General features: G+C 65.4%; 14 protein-coding genes. 11 read left to right on the forward strand and 3 right to left on the reverse strand.

Going from position 1 to position 14,327, the window contains the following annotated elements:
- Positions 1-13: 13 nt before the first annotated feature.
- The 8 genes from soxC (at position 14) to Q0P59_RS05505 (ending at position 7,206) form a co-directional block, all read left to right on the forward strand.
- Entirely contained in the window at positions 14-1,360 is a 1,347-nt protein-coding gene (gene soxC / locus Q0P59_RS05470; protein ID WP_295004390.1) for a sulfite dehydrogenase, read from the forward strand.
- Positions 1,344-2,390, forward strand: a complete 1,047-nt coding sequence (locus Q0P59_RS05475; protein WP_295004392.1) for a c-type cytochrome — start codon at positions 1,344-1,346, stop codon at positions 2,388-2,390. Before soxC ends, Q0P59_RS05475 begins: the two co-directional genes overlap by 17 nt.
- Positions 2,391-2,415: 25 nt before the next feature.
- Positions 2,416-2,883 (forward strand): thiosulfate oxidation carrier protein SoxY, encoded by a 468-nt coding sequence (soxY, locus tag Q0P59_RS05480; protein WP_295004394.1) that lies wholly within the window; start codon positions 2,416-2,418, stop codon positions 2,881-2,883.
- Between the two features lie 25 nt (positions 2,884-2,908).
- Entirely contained in the window at positions 2,909-3,220 is a 312-nt protein-coding gene (soxZ, locus tag Q0P59_RS05485; RefSeq protein WP_295004396.1) for a thiosulfate oxidation carrier complex protein SoxZ, read from the forward strand.
- A gap of 79 nt (positions 3,221-3,299) precedes the next feature.
- Positions 3,300-4,115, forward strand: coding sequence for a sulfur oxidation c-type cytochrome SoxA (gene soxA, locus Q0P59_RS05490; protein ID WP_295004398.1), 816 nt, complete (start codon positions 3,300-3,302; stop codon positions 4,113-4,115).
- 12 nt (positions 4,116-4,127) lie between these two features.
- Complete coding sequence (gene soxX / locus Q0P59_RS05495; protein WP_295004400.1) at positions 4,128-4,787, forward strand: sulfur oxidation c-type cytochrome SoxX; 660 nt, start codon at positions 4,128-4,130, stop codon at positions 4,785-4,787.
- A gap of 79 nt (positions 4,788-4,866) precedes the next feature.
- Positions 4,867-6,588, forward strand: coding sequence for a thiosulfohydrolase SoxB (gene soxB / locus Q0P59_RS05500; RefSeq protein WP_295004402.1), 1,722 nt, complete (start codon positions 4,867-4,869; stop codon positions 6,586-6,588).
- Complete coding sequence (locus tag Q0P59_RS05505) at positions 6,589-7,206, forward strand: rhodanese-like domain-containing protein (RefSeq protein ID WP_295004404.1); 618 nt, start codon at positions 6,589-6,591, stop codon at positions 7,204-7,206. It begins immediately after the preceding gene.
- Between the two features lie 78 nt (positions 7,207-7,284).
- Here the strand turns inward: Q0P59_RS05505 and Q0P59_RS05510 are convergent, their stop codons facing one another.
- The 3 genes from Q0P59_RS05510 to Q0P59_RS05520 form a co-directional block, all read right to left on the reverse strand.
- Complete coding sequence (locus tag Q0P59_RS05510; RefSeq protein ID WP_295004407.1) at positions 7,285-7,464, reverse strand: hypothetical protein; 180 nt, start codon at positions 7,462-7,464, stop codon at positions 7,285-7,287.
- A 159-nt stretch (positions 7,465-7,623) separates the two neighbouring features.
- On the reverse strand, positions 7,624-10,305 hold the full coding sequence (locus Q0P59_RS05515; protein WP_295004409.1) for a GNAT family N-acetyltransferase: 2,682 nt from the start codon (positions 10,303-10,305) through the stop codon (positions 7,624-7,626).
- Positions 10,306-10,419: 114 nt separating this feature from the next.
- Positions 10,420-11,256, reverse strand: coding sequence for a response regulator (locus Q0P59_RS05520; protein WP_295004411.1), 837 nt, complete (start codon positions 11,254-11,256; stop codon positions 10,420-10,422).
- 284 nt (positions 11,257-11,540) lie between these two features.
- On the opposite strand from Q0P59_RS05520, the gene ada reads away from it, so the two are divergent.
- From ada to Q0P59_RS05535, 3 genes are read left to right on the forward strand one after another with little or no spacing between them, the layout of a single operon-like run.
- Positions 11,541-12,614, forward strand: coding sequence for a bifunctional DNA-binding transcriptional regulator/O6-methylguanine-DNA methyltransferase Ada (gene ada, locus Q0P59_RS05525; RefSeq protein ID WP_295004413.1), 1,074 nt, complete (start codon positions 11,541-11,543; stop codon positions 12,612-12,614).
- A complete protein-coding gene (alkB, locus tag Q0P59_RS05530) occupies positions 12,611-13,267 on the forward strand; it encodes a DNA oxidative demethylase AlkB (RefSeq protein WP_295004415.1) in 657 nt (218 codons plus the stop codon). The genes ada and alkB overlap by 4 nt, the downstream gene beginning before the upstream one ends.
- A gap of 44 nt (positions 13,268-13,311) precedes the next feature.
- On the forward strand, positions 13,312-14,217 hold the full coding sequence (locus tag Q0P59_RS05535) for an AlkA N-terminal domain-containing protein (protein WP_295004417.1): 906 nt from the start codon (positions 13,312-13,314) through the stop codon (positions 14,215-14,217).
- The last annotated feature ends 110 nt before the right edge of the window (positions 14,218-14,327 follow it).

A 14,327-nucleotide genomic window follows, 5' to 3' on the forward strand; every position in this document is an offset into this window, starting at 1 on the left:
GGGGTGTTTGCAGATGGGTGATATCACACAACAACCGGGGCGTTTGCGGCCCGCCCCGGAGAACTTCCTGTCGGAAGATCAGGTCAAGGCCGTCGCCGCCGGGCGCCGCGACTTCCTGCGCAAGAGCTTCCTGGCCGCCGGCGCGGCCATGGCGGCGCCGCTCGCCGCACGGGCCGGCGAAGGCGATCCGAACATCCTGAATCTGCCGGCATGGAGCACCTCGCTCGGCCAGCCGGTGGCGACCCACCCGTACGGCATGCCGTCGAAATTCGAAAGCCAGCTGGTGCGCCGCGAATCGCCGGGCCTCGCCCGCGTCGGCGGCGCCTCGGTGTCCTTTGCGCCGTTGCAGGGGCTGTTCGGCATCATCACGCCGTCCGGCCTGCATTTCGAGCGCCATCACCAGGGCTGGCAGGATGTCGATCCGACCCGGCATCGCCTGATGATCAACGGCTCGGACGACTCGCTGCTCAGGAAGCCCAAGGTCTACACCATGGACGAACTGATGCGCCTGCCCTCGGTGTCGCGCATCCACTTCATCGAGTGCGGCGCCAACACCGGCCTGGAATGGGGCAATGTCGCCGTGCCCACCGTGCAATACACGCACGGCATGCTGTCCTGCTCTGAATTCACCGGCGTGCCGCTGAAGACCCTGCTCGAGGACTGCGGCGTCGATTACAGGAAGGCCCGCTACGTGCTGGCCGAGGGTGCCGATGGCTCCTCGATGACGCGAACGATCCCGATGGAAATGGTCGAATCCGGCGAAGTCTTCGTCGCCTACGGCCAGAACGGCGAAATGCTGCGCCCGGAGAACGGCTACCCGCTGCGCCTGGTCGTGCCCGGCGTGCAGGGCGTGTCCTGGGTCAAGTGGCTGCGCCGCATCGAAGTCGGCGACATGCCCTACGCCACCAAGGACGAGGCAGTGCACTACATCGACCTGCTGCCCAACGGCCTGCATCGCCAGTACAGCTCGATCCAGGAAGCCAAGTCGGTGATCACCACGCCGTCGGGCGGCCAGACCCTGGTCGAGAAGGGCTTCTTCAACGTTTCCGGCCTGGCCTGGTCGGGCCGCGGCCGCATCAAGCAGGTCGACGTCTCCTTCGACGGCGGCCTCAACTGGCAGACCGCCCGCCTCGAAGGACCGATCCAGAACAAGGCGTTGACCCGCTTCAACATCAACTGGGTGTGGGACGGCAAGCCGGCCATCCTGCAGTCGCGCGCCACGGACGAGACCGGCTACGTGCAGCCGGGCTACGGCCAGCTGCGCAAGGTGCGCGGCACCAAGTCGATCTATCACAACAACGCGATCCAGTCCTGGAAAGTGGTCGAAAGCGGGGAGGTCACCAATGTCCAGGTTCTCTAAATCGGTTCTGGCCCTGGCCCTCGTCGGCGCATCGACGGCCGGCTTCGCCTTCGACAACTTCACCGGCGTCGGCCGCCCGGCCACGCCGGCCGAGGTGAAGGCCTGGGACATCGACGTCCGCCCGGACTTCAAGGGCCTGCCCAGCGGCAAGGGCAACGTCGAGCGCGGCAACGAAGTGTTTGAGGAAAAGTGCGCCTCCTGCCACGGCTCCTTCGGCGAGTCGAACGAGGTGTTCACGCCGCTGGCCGGCGGCACGACCAAGGACGACATCAGGAACGGCCGCGTCAAGGGCCTGTCCTCCGGCGAACTGCCGCAGCGCACGACCTTCACCAAGGTGGCGACCATTTCGACGGTCTTCGACTACATCCAGCGCGCCATGCCCTGGACGGCGCCCAAGTCGCTGAAGCCGGACGACGTCTACGCCATCCTCGCCTACCTGCTCAACCTGCAGGAAATCGTGCCGGCCGACTTCGAACTGTCCGACAGGAACATCGCCGACGTCCAGAAGCTGCTGCCCAACCGCAACGGCATGACCACCGACCACGGCCTGTGGCCCGGTGCCGCGGCCAAGAAGGGCGGCATCGGCAACGGCGGCACGCCGGACGTGAAGAACGTCGCCTGCATGAAGAACTGCAAGCCGGAAGTTCAGATCGGCTCGACCCTGCCCGAGTATGCCCGCACCGCCCACGGCGAGCTGGCCGACCAGAACCGCAACTTCGGCCCGGTGCGCGGCACCCGCACGCTCGGCGCGGAAGCTGCCCGGAAGGCAGCCGACGCCGGCACGCTGGAACTGGCGACGAAGAGCGGCTGCATGGCCTGCCACGGCGTCAAGAGCAAGATCGTCGGCCCCGGCTACAGCGAGGTCGTCGCCCGCTACCAGGGCCAGCCCGACGCCGAATCCCGCCTGATCGCCAAGGTCAAGGCCGGCGGCCAGGGCGTCTGGGGCTCGGTCCCGATGCCGCCCAACGCGCACCTGAAGGATGACGACCTGAAGACACTGGTTCAGTGGATTCTGGCCGGCGCCAAGTAATTCCCATTTCTACAGAGGAGAAGTCATGAACAATCAACGTCGCACCGTACTCAAATCCGGCTCCGGCGCCGCCCTGCTGGGCATGCTGGCCGCCGCCGGCATCATCACCCCGGGCATCGCCCTGGCCGACTGGAACAAGGCCGCCTTCGACGCCAAGAGCATGGCCGACACGCTGAAGGCGCTTGGCGCCGGCACGCCGGCCGACAGCAAGGATGTCCAGGTCACCGGCCCGGACATCGCCGAAAACGGCGCCGTGGTGCCGGTCGGCGTCGCCTCCTCGCTGCCCAACATCAGCATGGTCGCCATCCTGATTGAAAAGAACCCGAACGCCCTGGCCGCCACCTTCACGCTGCCGGAAGGCACCGAAGCCAACGTCCAGACCCGCGTCAAGATGGGCCAGACCTCGAACATCTACGCTCTGGTCAAGTCGGACGGCAAGTTCTTCATGGCGACCAAGGAAATCAAGGTCACCCTCGGCGGCTGCGGCGGCTAATCGATACGAATTCAAGGAGCAAAACATGGGCAATCCGATGAAAATCCGCGCCGCCAACAAGGATGGCGTTACCGAAGTGAAGGTTCTGGTCAGCCACGAAATGGAAACCGGCCAGCGCAAGGACGCCGCCGGCGCCGTCGTGCCGGCCTGGTTCATCACCGAGCTGGTCGCCAGGCATGGCGACAAGACCGTGCTGAGCACCGAGTTCGGCCCGTCCGTATCGAAGAACCCCTACCTCGCCTTCAAGTTCAAGGGCGGCTCCAAGGGCGACAAGATCACGGTCAGCTGGAAGGACAACAAGGGCGACAGCCGATCCGACGAAGCCACCATCGGCTGATCGTTGCCCGGATTTCGGCAGCGAAGCGGCGCAGACCGCCGCTGCCGGCGCAACACTTACCCCTCTGGAGGAGTAGCTCATGTTCCACCGTTTCATCAAAACGCTGGCCAGCGCGGCATGTTTCGCCGCATTTGCCGGCCCCGCCCTGGCGCAGGACAGCAAGGTCGCCGACGAACTGGCCAAGTACCGCGAAGCCCTGGCCGACGGCAATCCGGCCGACCTGCTGGAAGTGAAGGGCGAAGGCCTGTGGTCGGAAAAGCGCGGCCCAAGGAGTGCCTCGCTCGAACAATGCGACATGGGCCTCGGCCCGGGCAAGCTGGACGGCGCCTACGCCCAGTTGCCGAAGTATTTCAAGGACACCGGCAAGGTCATGGATGTGGAGTCCCGACTAGTGCATTGCATGGTGACCTTGCAGGGTTTCAAGCCCGAGGAAGTGACGAAGAACTGGTACTCCAGGCCCGGCACCGAATCCGACATCGAGGCCCTGGTCACCTTCATCGGCGCCAAGTCCAACGGCAAGCCGATCAACGTGCCGGCGACGCACCCCGAGGAAGCGAAGATGGTGAAGATGGGCGAGTACATCTTCTACCGCCGCTCCGGCCCGCAGGATTTCTCCTGCGCCATCTGCCACGGCCAGGACGGCAAGCGCATCCGCCTGCAGGACCTCGGCAACCTGACGACCAAGGAAGGAGCCGGCGTGGCCATGAAGACCTGGCCGTCCTACCGCGTGTCGCAAGGCGCGGTATGGACCATGCAGCGCCGCCTGATCGACTGCATGCGCCAGGCCCGCTGGCCCGAGCCCAACTACCTGGCCGACTCGATCATCGCGCTGGAAACCTACCTGCAAAAAACCGCGACCGGCACCGTGATGGAAACGCCGGGCATCAAGCGCTGAAAGGGGACGACCATGAAAACCAAAGCAGCCTCCTTTTCCAGCCTTGTTGCCGCCCTGGGCATCGCCTTGGCCACGCCCGCCCTCGCCCAGAAAGCCGCCGAAGCGCCCGGCGGCCAATACGCTCGGGAAGCCGAACAGATGTTCCGCACCTCCTTCCGGGCCGACAATCCGACATACTGGATGACCCGGCTGGAGCAGGACGAAACGATGAAGACCTGCCTGCAGTACCGCGACAACCCGCCGCGCAAGATTGGCGAAAAACTGGAAAGGCTGAATAAGGCAACCGTCCGCTACCCGGTAGACGGCAAGCTGATCGGCGACTGGAAGGAAGGCGAGAAGCTCGCAGCGGTGGGCACCGGCGGTCACATTGGCTTCATCCAGCCCGACCCGGCCGGGCGCCTGCGGGGTGGCAACTGCTATGCCTGCCACGAGCTGGCCAAGAAGGAAATCGCCTACGGCACGATCGGCCCCAGCCTGCGCGAATTCGGCAAGATCCGCGGCAAGGACGAGGGCACGATCAAATACGTCTACGACAAGATCTACAACTCCAACGCCTTCACGGCCTGCACCAACATGCCGCGCTTCGGCCTGCACAGCTGGCTGACGCCGGAACAGATCACCCACATCGTGGCTTTCCTGATCGACCCGGAATCACCGGTGAATAAGGACTAGTTGTTAGTCGGTAGTCGCTAGTTGCTAGCAACTACTGACCACCGGCTAGCGACTCGTAACTATCGACTAAGGACTAAATATGAGCATGAATCGCCGAGAATTCCTCCAGGTCATGGCTGTCGCCGCAGCGGGCGGCATGTCGCTGCACAGCGATTTCGCGCTGGCCGAGAAGGGCGCCGCCAAACTCTACGACCTGCCGAAATTCGGCAACGTCAGCCTGCTGCACATCACCGACTGCCATGCCCAGCTGCTGCCGATCTACTTCCGCGAACCGAACGTCAATCTCGGCTTCGGCGACCAGTTCGGCAAGGTGCCGCACCTGGTCGGCGACCAGCTGCTGAAGCACTTCGGTTTCAGGCCCAACAGCATCGAGGCGCACGCCTACACCTACCTGAATTTCGAGAAGGCCGCCGAGACCTACGGCAAGGTCGGTGGCTTCGCCCACCTGGCGACGCTGGTCAAGCGCATGAAGGCCAACCGCCCCGGCGCGCTGCTGCTCGACGGCGGCGACACCTGGCAGGGCTCCGGCACGGCGCTGTGGAGCAACGCCCAGGACATGGTCGATGCCTGCAAGGCGCTCGGCGTCAACGTCATGACCCTGCACTGGGAATCGACCTACGGCGAGGCCCGCGTCAAGGAAATCGAGGAAAAGGACTTCGCCGGCCACATCGACATCGTCGCCCAGAACGTCAAGACCACCGACTTCGGCGACGCCGTGTTCAAGCCCTTCGTGATGAAGCAGATCAACGGCGTGCCGGTCGCCATCATCGGCCAGGCCTTCCCCTACACGCCGATCGCCAACCCGCGCTGGCAGACCCCGAACTGGAGCTTCGGCATCCAGGAAGAGAACATGCAGAAGACCGTCGACGAAGCCCGCGCCGCCGGCGCCCAGGTCGTCGTCGTGCTGTCGCACAACGGCATGGACGTCGACCTCAAGATGGCTTCGCGCATCAAGGGCATCGACGCCATCCTCGGCGGCCACACCCACGACGGCATGCCGGCCCCGGTCGTCGTCAGGAATGCCGGCGGCCAGACCCTGGTCACCAACGCCGGCTCCAACGGCAAGTACCTCGGCATGCTCGATTTCGACGTCAGGAACGGCAAGATCGCCGACTTCCGCTACAAGCTGCTGCCTGTCTTCGCCAACCTGCTGCCGGCCGACAAGGACATGCAGGCGCTGATCGACAAGGCACGCGCGCCCTACCTGTCGAAGCTGAACGAAAAGCTCGCCGTCAGCGAAGGCACGCTGTACCGGCGCGGCAACTTCAACGGCACCTTCGACCAGGTCATCCTCGATGCGCTGATGCAGGTCAAGGATGCCGAAATCGCCTTCTCGCCCGGCTTCCGCTGGGGCACCTCGCTGCTCCCCGGCCAGCCCATCCTGATGGAACACGTCCTCGACCAGACCGCCATCACCTACCCGTGGACGACGGTCACCAACATGAGCGGCGAGATGATCAAGACCGTGCTCGAAGACGTCTGCGACAACCTGTTCAACCCCGACCCCTACTACCAGCAGGGCGGCGACATGGTGCGCGTCGGCGGCCTGCAATGGACCTGCGATCCGACCGCAAAAATGGGGCAGCGCATCCAGAACATGATGCTCAAGGGCAAGCCGATCGACCCGGCAAAAGCCTACAAGGTCGCCGGCTGGGCGCCGGTGTCGGAAGAGGCGAAGAACGCCGGCGAACCGATCTGGGATGTCGTGGCGAAATACCTGCGCGACATCAAGACCGTCAAGCCGGTTAAACTCAACCTGCCGACGCTGAAGGGGGCGTCGAACAACCCGGGGATAGCCTAGATGACAACGAACCTGACCAGAAACCTGCTCGCCGCGGCGGCGATCGCACTGTCGGCCGGCGCATGGGCTGCCGACTGGGCGCCGGGAACGGCAAGCTGGGAGCAATTGCCGGAACTCAAGCGCAGCAAGCTGGGCCTCTACCTGACGCCGCAGCAGGCCTACGACATGAAAAAGGCCAACCCGAAGGGCGTTGCGCTGTTCGACATCCGCACCCGGGCCGAGGCGATGTATGTCGGCTGGCCGGGCGATGCCGACGCGCTGGTGCCCTATCTCGAGCACCCGGAAATCATGACCGAATGGGACGACAGGCGCTTCATGTACAAGCTGGAGCCGAACCAGGACTTCATCCCCGAACTGGAGCGTCGCCTGACGGAAATGGGCCTCGGCAAGGATGCGACGATCATCCTGATCTGCCGCTCCGGCGACCGCAGCGCCAAGGCCGCCGACCGTCTGCAAATGGCCGGCTACGGCAAGGTTTACAGCATCGCCGAGGGTTTCGAGGGCGACATCGTCAAGGATGGCGCCCGCAGCGGGCAGCGCGCGGTGAATGGCTGGAAGAACGCCAACCTGCCCTGGACCTACAAGCTCGACAAGAACCGGATGTATTTCACCAAATAGTCCGCCGGTCGAAAAAAACCCCGGCAGCGAGCCGGGGGTGTCGATGGCCGGCCATCCCGCGGCCGGAAGGAAATGTCCTTACTGGTGTTCCAGCGCCTTTTTTCCCGGCATGTGGGCCAACCACTCGGAAAATGGAATTTCCTCGACTTCGGGAGCGCGCCGTTCCACCGTCTTGCGGCGATCGCGCCAGCCGTTCGGCGGGCCGACTTCCTGTTGGCGGCGATCCGCCCCGGAGCGCTTGTCGTTCTTGCAGATCATTTGAATTCCCGATCCCGTTATTTGCTGCTGACGGTTGTAGTGTACCGGGCACTCAATTCAACTTCAGTGAAAAAACTCACAAATTCGCCGGCGCGGCGAAATATAGCAGATCAGGCGTGACATTCGCCACGCTGCGCGTCGCGGCCAACGCGCCGCAACTCAGTCCTGGAGCGACCGGAAAACCCGTTTCAGCTCCTGGCTGTCGGGGTGCGGCATGATCGAAAACCCCAGCCCGGTCATCAAGCGCAGCATTTTCGGGTTGTCGGCGAGGACATCGCCAACGATGGCGCGGTACGACTTCTCGCGGGCGCAATCGATCAGCGCGCCCATCAGGCGCCGGCCCAGGCCGCTGCGCTGCCAGCGATCGTCGACCACCAGCGCGAACTCGACCGACTCGCCGTCGGCCGTCAGCGTATAGCGGGCGCTTCCCACCTGCTGTTCGACGCCATCGACCCTGACCAGCGCGATCAGCGCCATTTCCCGGTCGTAGTCGACCTGGGTAAAGCGGCTGACCAGGCTGGGCGGCAATTCGCGCAGGTTTTCCATGAAGCGGAAGTAGCGCGACTCGGGACTCAGGCGATTGAAGAAATCGAGGGTCAGCGCCGCATCCTCCGGGCGAATCGGACGCACCGTCACCGCCTGGCCGTCGCGCATCGGCCACGATCTTTCGAGGTGGGCCGGATACGGATGGATCGCCATGTGGGCATAGCGTGCCTTGCCGGTGCCCAGGGTGTGGTCGATCACCATGCGCGCCGCGCCCACCGTGACACCGTTTTCATCGACGATCAACGGGTCGATCGACAATTCGCGCAGCCACGGCAAATCGCACACCATGCTCGAGATGCTCAGCAGGGCGTTTTCCAGCGCCGCCTCGTTCACCGGCGGCAGCTGGCGATATTCGCCCAGCGTCCGCGAGACGCGCGTGGACTCGATCAGCTTGCGGGCGAGGAAGCGGTTCAGCGGCGGCAAGGCGACGGCGCGATCCTGGAAGACATCCACCTGCTCCCCCCCCGCCCCGACGCTGATCACCGGGCCGAAAACCGGGTCGCGGAAGACGCCGAGCGTCAGCTGGCGGGCATGCGGGCGGCTGCGATCGGGCTCGATGGCGACGCCATCGACAGGCAGGCCGGGCACCGCCTTGCCGGCCATCTCGACGAGATCCTGGTAGGCCAGGCGCACCGACTCGAGGCTGTTCAGGTTGCGCCGGGTGGTCAGCACCGCGCTGCCGAGATCGTGGTCGTGAAAATCGACCCGCATGTCCACCGGCATGCCCACCTGCTCGGCCAGGAACATCGCCTCCTTGGCCGAGTGGGCCAGCACGGCGGCCGGCACCGCCAGGCCGTAGGTCCGCAGCAGGGAACGCACCTCGCCGCCGGACGGGATGCGCCGATGTTCGCCGAGCAGCGCATCCATCAGCAGGCGGCCGTTGTTGCCGCCCGGCCCGTCGACGCCGTGATCCGAACCCGGCGTCTGCAACAGCAGCTTCTGGTTGTCGTAATACTGCGCAATGTTGTGGAACAGCTCGATCACCGTCTCCGGCGTCCGGAAAATCGGCACCCCGGCGTCTTCAAGTATCTTGCGCGCCTCGACGATGAGGTCGCCGCCCATGAAGCAGCAGCAGAGCGGCACCCGCTGCCTGGCCACCAGGGCGGCGATGCCCCGGGCGAGCACGGAGGGTTGCGCCATCGCCAGGGGCGACAGGATGACCAGAATGGCATCGACACCCGCATCCTGGCGCACCGCTTCGATGCTCTGCAGGTAACGATCCGGCGTGGCATCCCCGCCCAGGTCGACCGGATTGACCCCGCGCCAGTCGGAGGCCAGGACGCGCCGCAGCGCCGCCACCGTGTCGTCGGCCAGAGCAGCCATGGGCACGCCGAAGGCACGCGCCGAATCCGCTGCCATGGCCGCCGGCCCGGTGCCGTTGCTGATCACGGCGAGCCGCTTGCCGCGCGGACGGAAACCGCCGGCCAGGGCTCTGGCGGCATGGAACAGCTGGCTGATGCCGCTGACCCGGATCGCCCCGGCCCGGCGCACCGCGGCATCGAAGACGGCATCTTCCATGCACGCCGCTTCGGGACCGTCCGCGTCGGACAAGCCGGAAACCACCTGGTCGCTGGATTTGAAGAGGATGACGGGCTTGACCCGCGCCGCTGACCGCAGGCCGCTGAGAAAACGCCGCGCGTTGCCGATTTTCTCGACATGCAGCAGGATGTAGCGCGTCTGTTCGTCGTACACCAGGTAATCGAGCACCTCGCCGAAATCGACATCCTGCGTGTTGCCCAGGGCCACGACCGACGACACGCCGATCCGGTTCATCGTCGCCCAGTCGAGCACGGCGGCGCACATGGCCCCGGACTGGGTGACCAGGGCCAGTTCGCCGACCAGCGGCTGGGTTTCGGTAAAGGTCGCATTGAGCGACAGCGAAGGGCGAATCAGGCCCAGCGACTTGGGACCGAGAATCCGCACCCCGTGGTTGCGCGCGGCCTCCCGGATGCGTCGCTCGGCGGTCTGGCTCCCGGCGCCGGACGGATTGGTCACGATGGTCACGTAGCGAATGCCGGCCCTGCCGCATTGCTCGATCAGCTGCGGAATCGTTCTCGGCGCCGTGGTCACGATGGCCAGGTCGACCTGGGCGCCGATCTGCTCGACCGACGCCAGGCAGGGCTGGCCCAGGACCTGCGGGTACTTGGGATTCACCGCCCACAACTTGCCCTTGTAGCCGCCGCCCAGGATATTGCGGAAGATCACCTGGCCGATGGCGCCCTCCTTCTCCGAGGCGCCGATCACCGCCACCGACAGCGGTTCCAGCAGGGGTCTGAGGTAATGGGTGTTCTGCATGAGCGGCCGGGCTCCAGGAAATGCCAGCCAATACGATACCATTAATCTGTGAAATCAATTAATTTTGTATCGCAATATCCCGAAGCCGCCAGCCCGGCCGCCCCAAGCCCCCGCTCAGAGTCGCAGCAACTTCCGCATGAATTCCTCGACCTTGGCCGGCCGGACCGGCTTCAGGAAATAGCCCTTGGCGCCGCCGGCCACCGCCTCCGCCACCACCTGCCGGGTGGCGTTTCCAGTCACCATGACGACCCGGGTCTGCGGGCTGGCCGCCCCGATATGCGGCAAGGCCTCGAGGCCGCTCATGCCCGGCATGTCGACATCGAGGCAAACCACGGCCGGCCGCAAGCGCCTGACCAATTCGATGCCGTCCTTGCCACTGGTGGCCATGCCGACGACCTTGACCCCGACTTCCTCGAGAATGCCCTTGAGCAGCAGCCGGATCGAACCGCTGTCATCGACCACCACCGCGGTCCGGGAAACAACGGCTGCGCCAGGCTCCGCCTGCGTTTCGGCCGCCTTCGCCGGGCTCCGGGCGACCGCCGGCGCCACCGCTTCGGCCTCGGGCCTGGCGGCAGCGCGGGCCGCAATCGCCCGCGCCTTGGCAATTTCGTTCAATTCGGCAATGACCTGGGCGTTCTCGAAGGGCTTGCGGATAAAGCCGGCAGCCCCCAGGTCGGCGGCATGCCCCTTCAACTCCGGCTCGTCGGATCCGGTGATCACCACCACCGCGACCTGGTTGGCGGCGTGATCCATCTCCGCCAGCAATTCGAAGCCGTTCCGTCCCGGCAATTCGTAGTCCAGGCACACGACATCCGGGCGAGCCCCCCGGACGCAGTCGAGCAGCCCCTCCCCATCGGGAAACTCGGCAACGATCTCGTGCCCCTCGCCCTCGCAGATCGCACGCAATACCTTGCGTATCGCCTCGCTGTCATCAACGATCACTACCTTCACTTCACTACGCTCCACATGAGTGCCGCTTGTCGAAGCGGCGAAAGCAAGCCGGCGCCGGCTCCCCATCCACGGCACATCTCCCCGGCGCCCAGGCAGTGCCCGGCGCGCGGAAAACCCCGCAACCCCGAACTCTACAACAAGCGGCCCGCCCTCCGGAAAACCATTCGGCATGTACCGCCTGGCATCCACCGCCGCCACGAGGAATTCGAAAGCAAGACCCGGAGTGCGCAGTGTTTGTTCGGCGTCTAGAGTCGTACCATACAATCGCGATGAAAGCCTCGAACATGTCCAAGCAGACCGAAACACGTGCACATGCGGTGCTGACCGATCCCCGCTGGGCATCGGTCGTGGCGCGCGACCCCAGGGCGGATGGCCGCTTCTACTACGCGGTGCGGACGACGGGGGTTTATTGCCGCCCCTCTTGCGGCGCGCGTACGCCGCGCCCCGAGCATGTCGGCTTTTTCCCGAGCGCAGGGGAAGCCGAACAAGCCGGATTCCGCCCCTGCAAACGCTGCCAGCCGGACCAGCCGCCGCTGGCCGAGCGACACGCCGAACAGGTGGCCCGGCTGTGCCGTCAGATCGAATCGGCCGAAACCCCGCCCAGCCTCGCAACCCTGGCGACGGCCGCCGGGATGAGCACCTACCACCTGCACCGGGTATTCAAGGCGGTCACCGGGCTAACGCCCAGGGCCTATGCCGCGGCGCATCGCGCCAACAAGGTTCGCGACGCGTTGCTGCGGCGCGACAGCGTCACCGCTGCGATCTACGAATCCGGCTACAACGCCAACAGCCGTTTCTACGCGACGTCGAATCGCTTGCTGGGCATGACGCCGACCGCCTTCCGGGCGGGTGGTGCCACCGCCGTCATTCGCTTCGCCATCGGCCAATGCACGCTCGGCGCCATCCTGGTTGCCGCCAGCGAACGCGGCGTTTGCGCGATTCTGATCGACGACGACCCGGCAGCCCTGGCCCGCGACCTGCAGGATCGCTTCCCGAAAGCCGAGCTCATCGGCGGCGATGCCGAGTTCGAGCAACTGGTTGCCAAGGTCGTCGGCTTTGTCGACATGCCGAAGCTGGGCCTCGACTTGCCCCTCGACATCCGCGGCACGGCCTTCCAGCAACGCGTCTGGCAGGCGCTGCGCGAAATCCCGGCTGGTTCCACGGCGAGCTACAGCGAAATCGCCCGGCGCATCGGTGCGCCCAAGGCCGTGCGCGCGGTGGCCGGGGCTTGCGCCGCCAATGCGCTGGCGGTCGCCATCCCCTGCCACCGGGTGGTTCGCAACGACGGCACGCTGTCCGGCTATCGCTGGGGCGTCGAGCGCAAGCGCAGCTTGCTGGAGCGTGAGGCCGAGGCATGACGGACGATCTGTTCGCCGCCGTCGGCGGCCTCCCCAAGCAGAAGGAAGCGCTCGCCGACGGCGCCTTCCTGTTGCACGGGTACGCCTGCAATCAAGCGAACGATTTCCTGGAAGCCGTACACCGCATGGCCTTGCAATCCCCGTTCCGGCAGATGGAAACGCCGGGCGGATACCGCATGTCGGTGGCTATGACCAACTGCGGCGCAGTTGGCTGGACCTCGGACCGCCACGGATACCGTTACTCGGCAATCGATCCGCTGACCGGACATCCCTGGCCCACCATGCCGGCAGATTTCCAGGATTTCGCCCGGGAAATTGCCGCCGAGGCGGGTTTTCCGGGGTTTTCACCGGACGTCTGCCTGATCAACCGCTATGCGCCTGGCACCAAGCTATCCCTGCACCAGGACAAGGACGAAGTGGATCTGCTGGCGCCGATCGTGTCGGTATCGCTTGGCCTGCCCGCCATCTTCGTGCTGGGCGGCTTGAAACGTCAGGATCCCGGCCGACGCCTCGGCCTCCGCCACGGCGATGTCCTGGTTTGGGGCGGCCCGTCGCGCCTGCGCCACCACGCCGTCCTGCCGATCAAGGAAGGGCATCACCCGGCAACGGGGAATTGCCGCATCAACCTGACCTTTCGCCAGGCCAGAGGATGAATGTCGCCAACAGAGACCGTCAGCCTCGCACCTCGAGATCGACCATGGCGCCCGACCATTCCCTCACCCTCCCGCTGCCTGCCGCCTTCCGCAGCGGCGACATCCTGGCCTTCCATCGGCGCGACACGCATGAAATTGCCGAACGGGTCGGCGCATCGATCCTCGAAAAAGGAATGCTCTGGCACGGTGCGCCGGCCTGCTTGTCGGTGCGCTTCTCTCCCGGGCTGGCCCAAGCCCACTTGGCCGTCGACGGGGAAACGCCGGATGGCGGTAGCCAGGATTTCGCCGCCATGCTCAGGCGGATGCTCGGGCTGACCCAGGATATCGAAGCCTTCGAGAAGCGCTATGCCGACCATCCCCGGTTGGGCGACCTGATCGCCCGCCAGCCGGGCCTGCGGGTGCCGGTCGCGGCCAGCCCGTTCGAAGCCCTGACCTGGGCGATCACCGGCCAGCAAATCAGCGTCGGCGCCGCCGTATCCTTGCGACGCAAGCTGATCCTGGCGGCGAACCTTCGTCACAGCGACGGCTTGCTGTGCCACCCGGGAGCGCGGCAGATCGCGGCGATGCCGGAACAAACGCTGCGCCAGGCGGGGTTTTCCACGGCAAAAGCCAGGACTTTGCAGACAATCTCCCGGCTGGTCGCCGATGGCGAACTGCCGCTCGATGCCTGGGCGCGGGATTTCCCGGGAGCCAACATCGTTCGCGAGCGATTGCTGGCCGTACGCGGCATCGGCCCATGGACGGCCAACTACGCCCTGTTGCGCGGCTTTGGCTGGCTGGACGGTTCCTTGCACGGCGACGCCGCGGTACGGCGGGGGCTGCAAATCCTGCTCGGCACGCCGGGCAAGGTCGACGAAAAAACAGCCGAAGCCTGGCTCGCCTCATTTTCGCCATGGCGCGCCTTGATCGGCGCCCATCTCTGGGCGGCACAATCGTCCGCCGCCTACTGAATTTTAAATCCGCAAAGCAAAAACCCCCACCGGATATCCGGAGGGGGTTTTTAGGATGGGAGTCTGGCGTTGACCTACTTTCGCGAGCGGAAGCTCACTATCATTGGCGC

Source organism: uncultured Dechloromonas sp., assembly GCF_945957265.1.
GTDB lineage: Bacteria > Pseudomonadota > Gammaproteobacteria > Burkholderiales > Rhodocyclaceae > Azonexus.

What these genes read in the sequence shown, in the direction of transcription:
- soxZ (WP_295004396.1), top strand. Translation starts at nt 2,909, where the DNA reads ATGGGCAATCCGATGAAAATCCGCGCCGCCAACAAGGATGGCGTTACC.
- Q0P59_RS05510 (WP_295004407.1), bottom strand. Translation starts at nt 7,464, where the DNA reads ATGATCTGCAAGAACGACAAGCGCTCCGGGGCGGATCGCCGCCAACAG.
- alkB (WP_295004415.1), top strand. Translation starts at nt 12,611, where the DNA reads ATGACGGACGATCTGTTCGCCGCCGTCGGCGGCCTCCCCAAGCAGAAG.
- soxY (WP_295004394.1), top strand. Translation starts at nt 2,416, where the DNA reads ATGAACAATCAACGTCGCACCGTACTCAAATCCGGCTCCGGCGCCGCC.
- ada (WP_295004413.1), top strand. Translation starts at nt 11,541, where the DNA reads ATGTCCAAGCAGACCGAAACACGTGCACATGCGGTGCTGACCGATCCC.
- soxB (WP_295004402.1), top strand. Translation starts at nt 4,867, where the DNA reads ATGAGCATGAATCGCCGAGAATTCCTCCAGGTCATGGCTGTCGCCGCA.
- Q0P59_RS05515 (WP_295004409.1), bottom strand. Translation starts at nt 10,305, where the DNA reads ATGCAGAACACCCATTACCTCAGACCCCTGCTGGAACCGCTGTCGGTG.
- soxX (WP_295004400.1), top strand. Translation starts at nt 4,128, where the DNA reads ATGAAAACCAAAGCAGCCTCCTTTTCCAGCCTTGTTGCCGCCCTGGGC.
- soxC (WP_295004390.1), top strand. Translation starts at nt 14, where the DNA reads ATGGGTGATATCACACAACAACCGGGGCGTTTGCGGCCCGCCCCGGAG.
- Q0P59_RS05475 (WP_295004392.1), top strand. Translation starts at nt 1,344, where the DNA reads ATGTCCAGGTTCTCTAAATCGGTTCTGGCCCTGGCCCTCGTCGGCGCA.
- Q0P59_RS05505 (WP_295004404.1), top strand. Translation starts at nt 6,589, where the DNA reads ATGACAACGAACCTGACCAGAAACCTGCTCGCCGCGGCGGCGATCGCA.
- Q0P59_RS05535 (WP_295004417.1), top strand. Translation starts at nt 13,312, where the DNA reads ATGGCGCCCGACCATTCCCTCACCCTCCCGCTGCCTGCCGCCTTCCGC.
- soxA (WP_295004398.1), top strand. Translation starts at nt 3,300, where the DNA reads ATGTTCCACCGTTTCATCAAAACGCTGGCCAGCGCGGCATGTTTCGCC.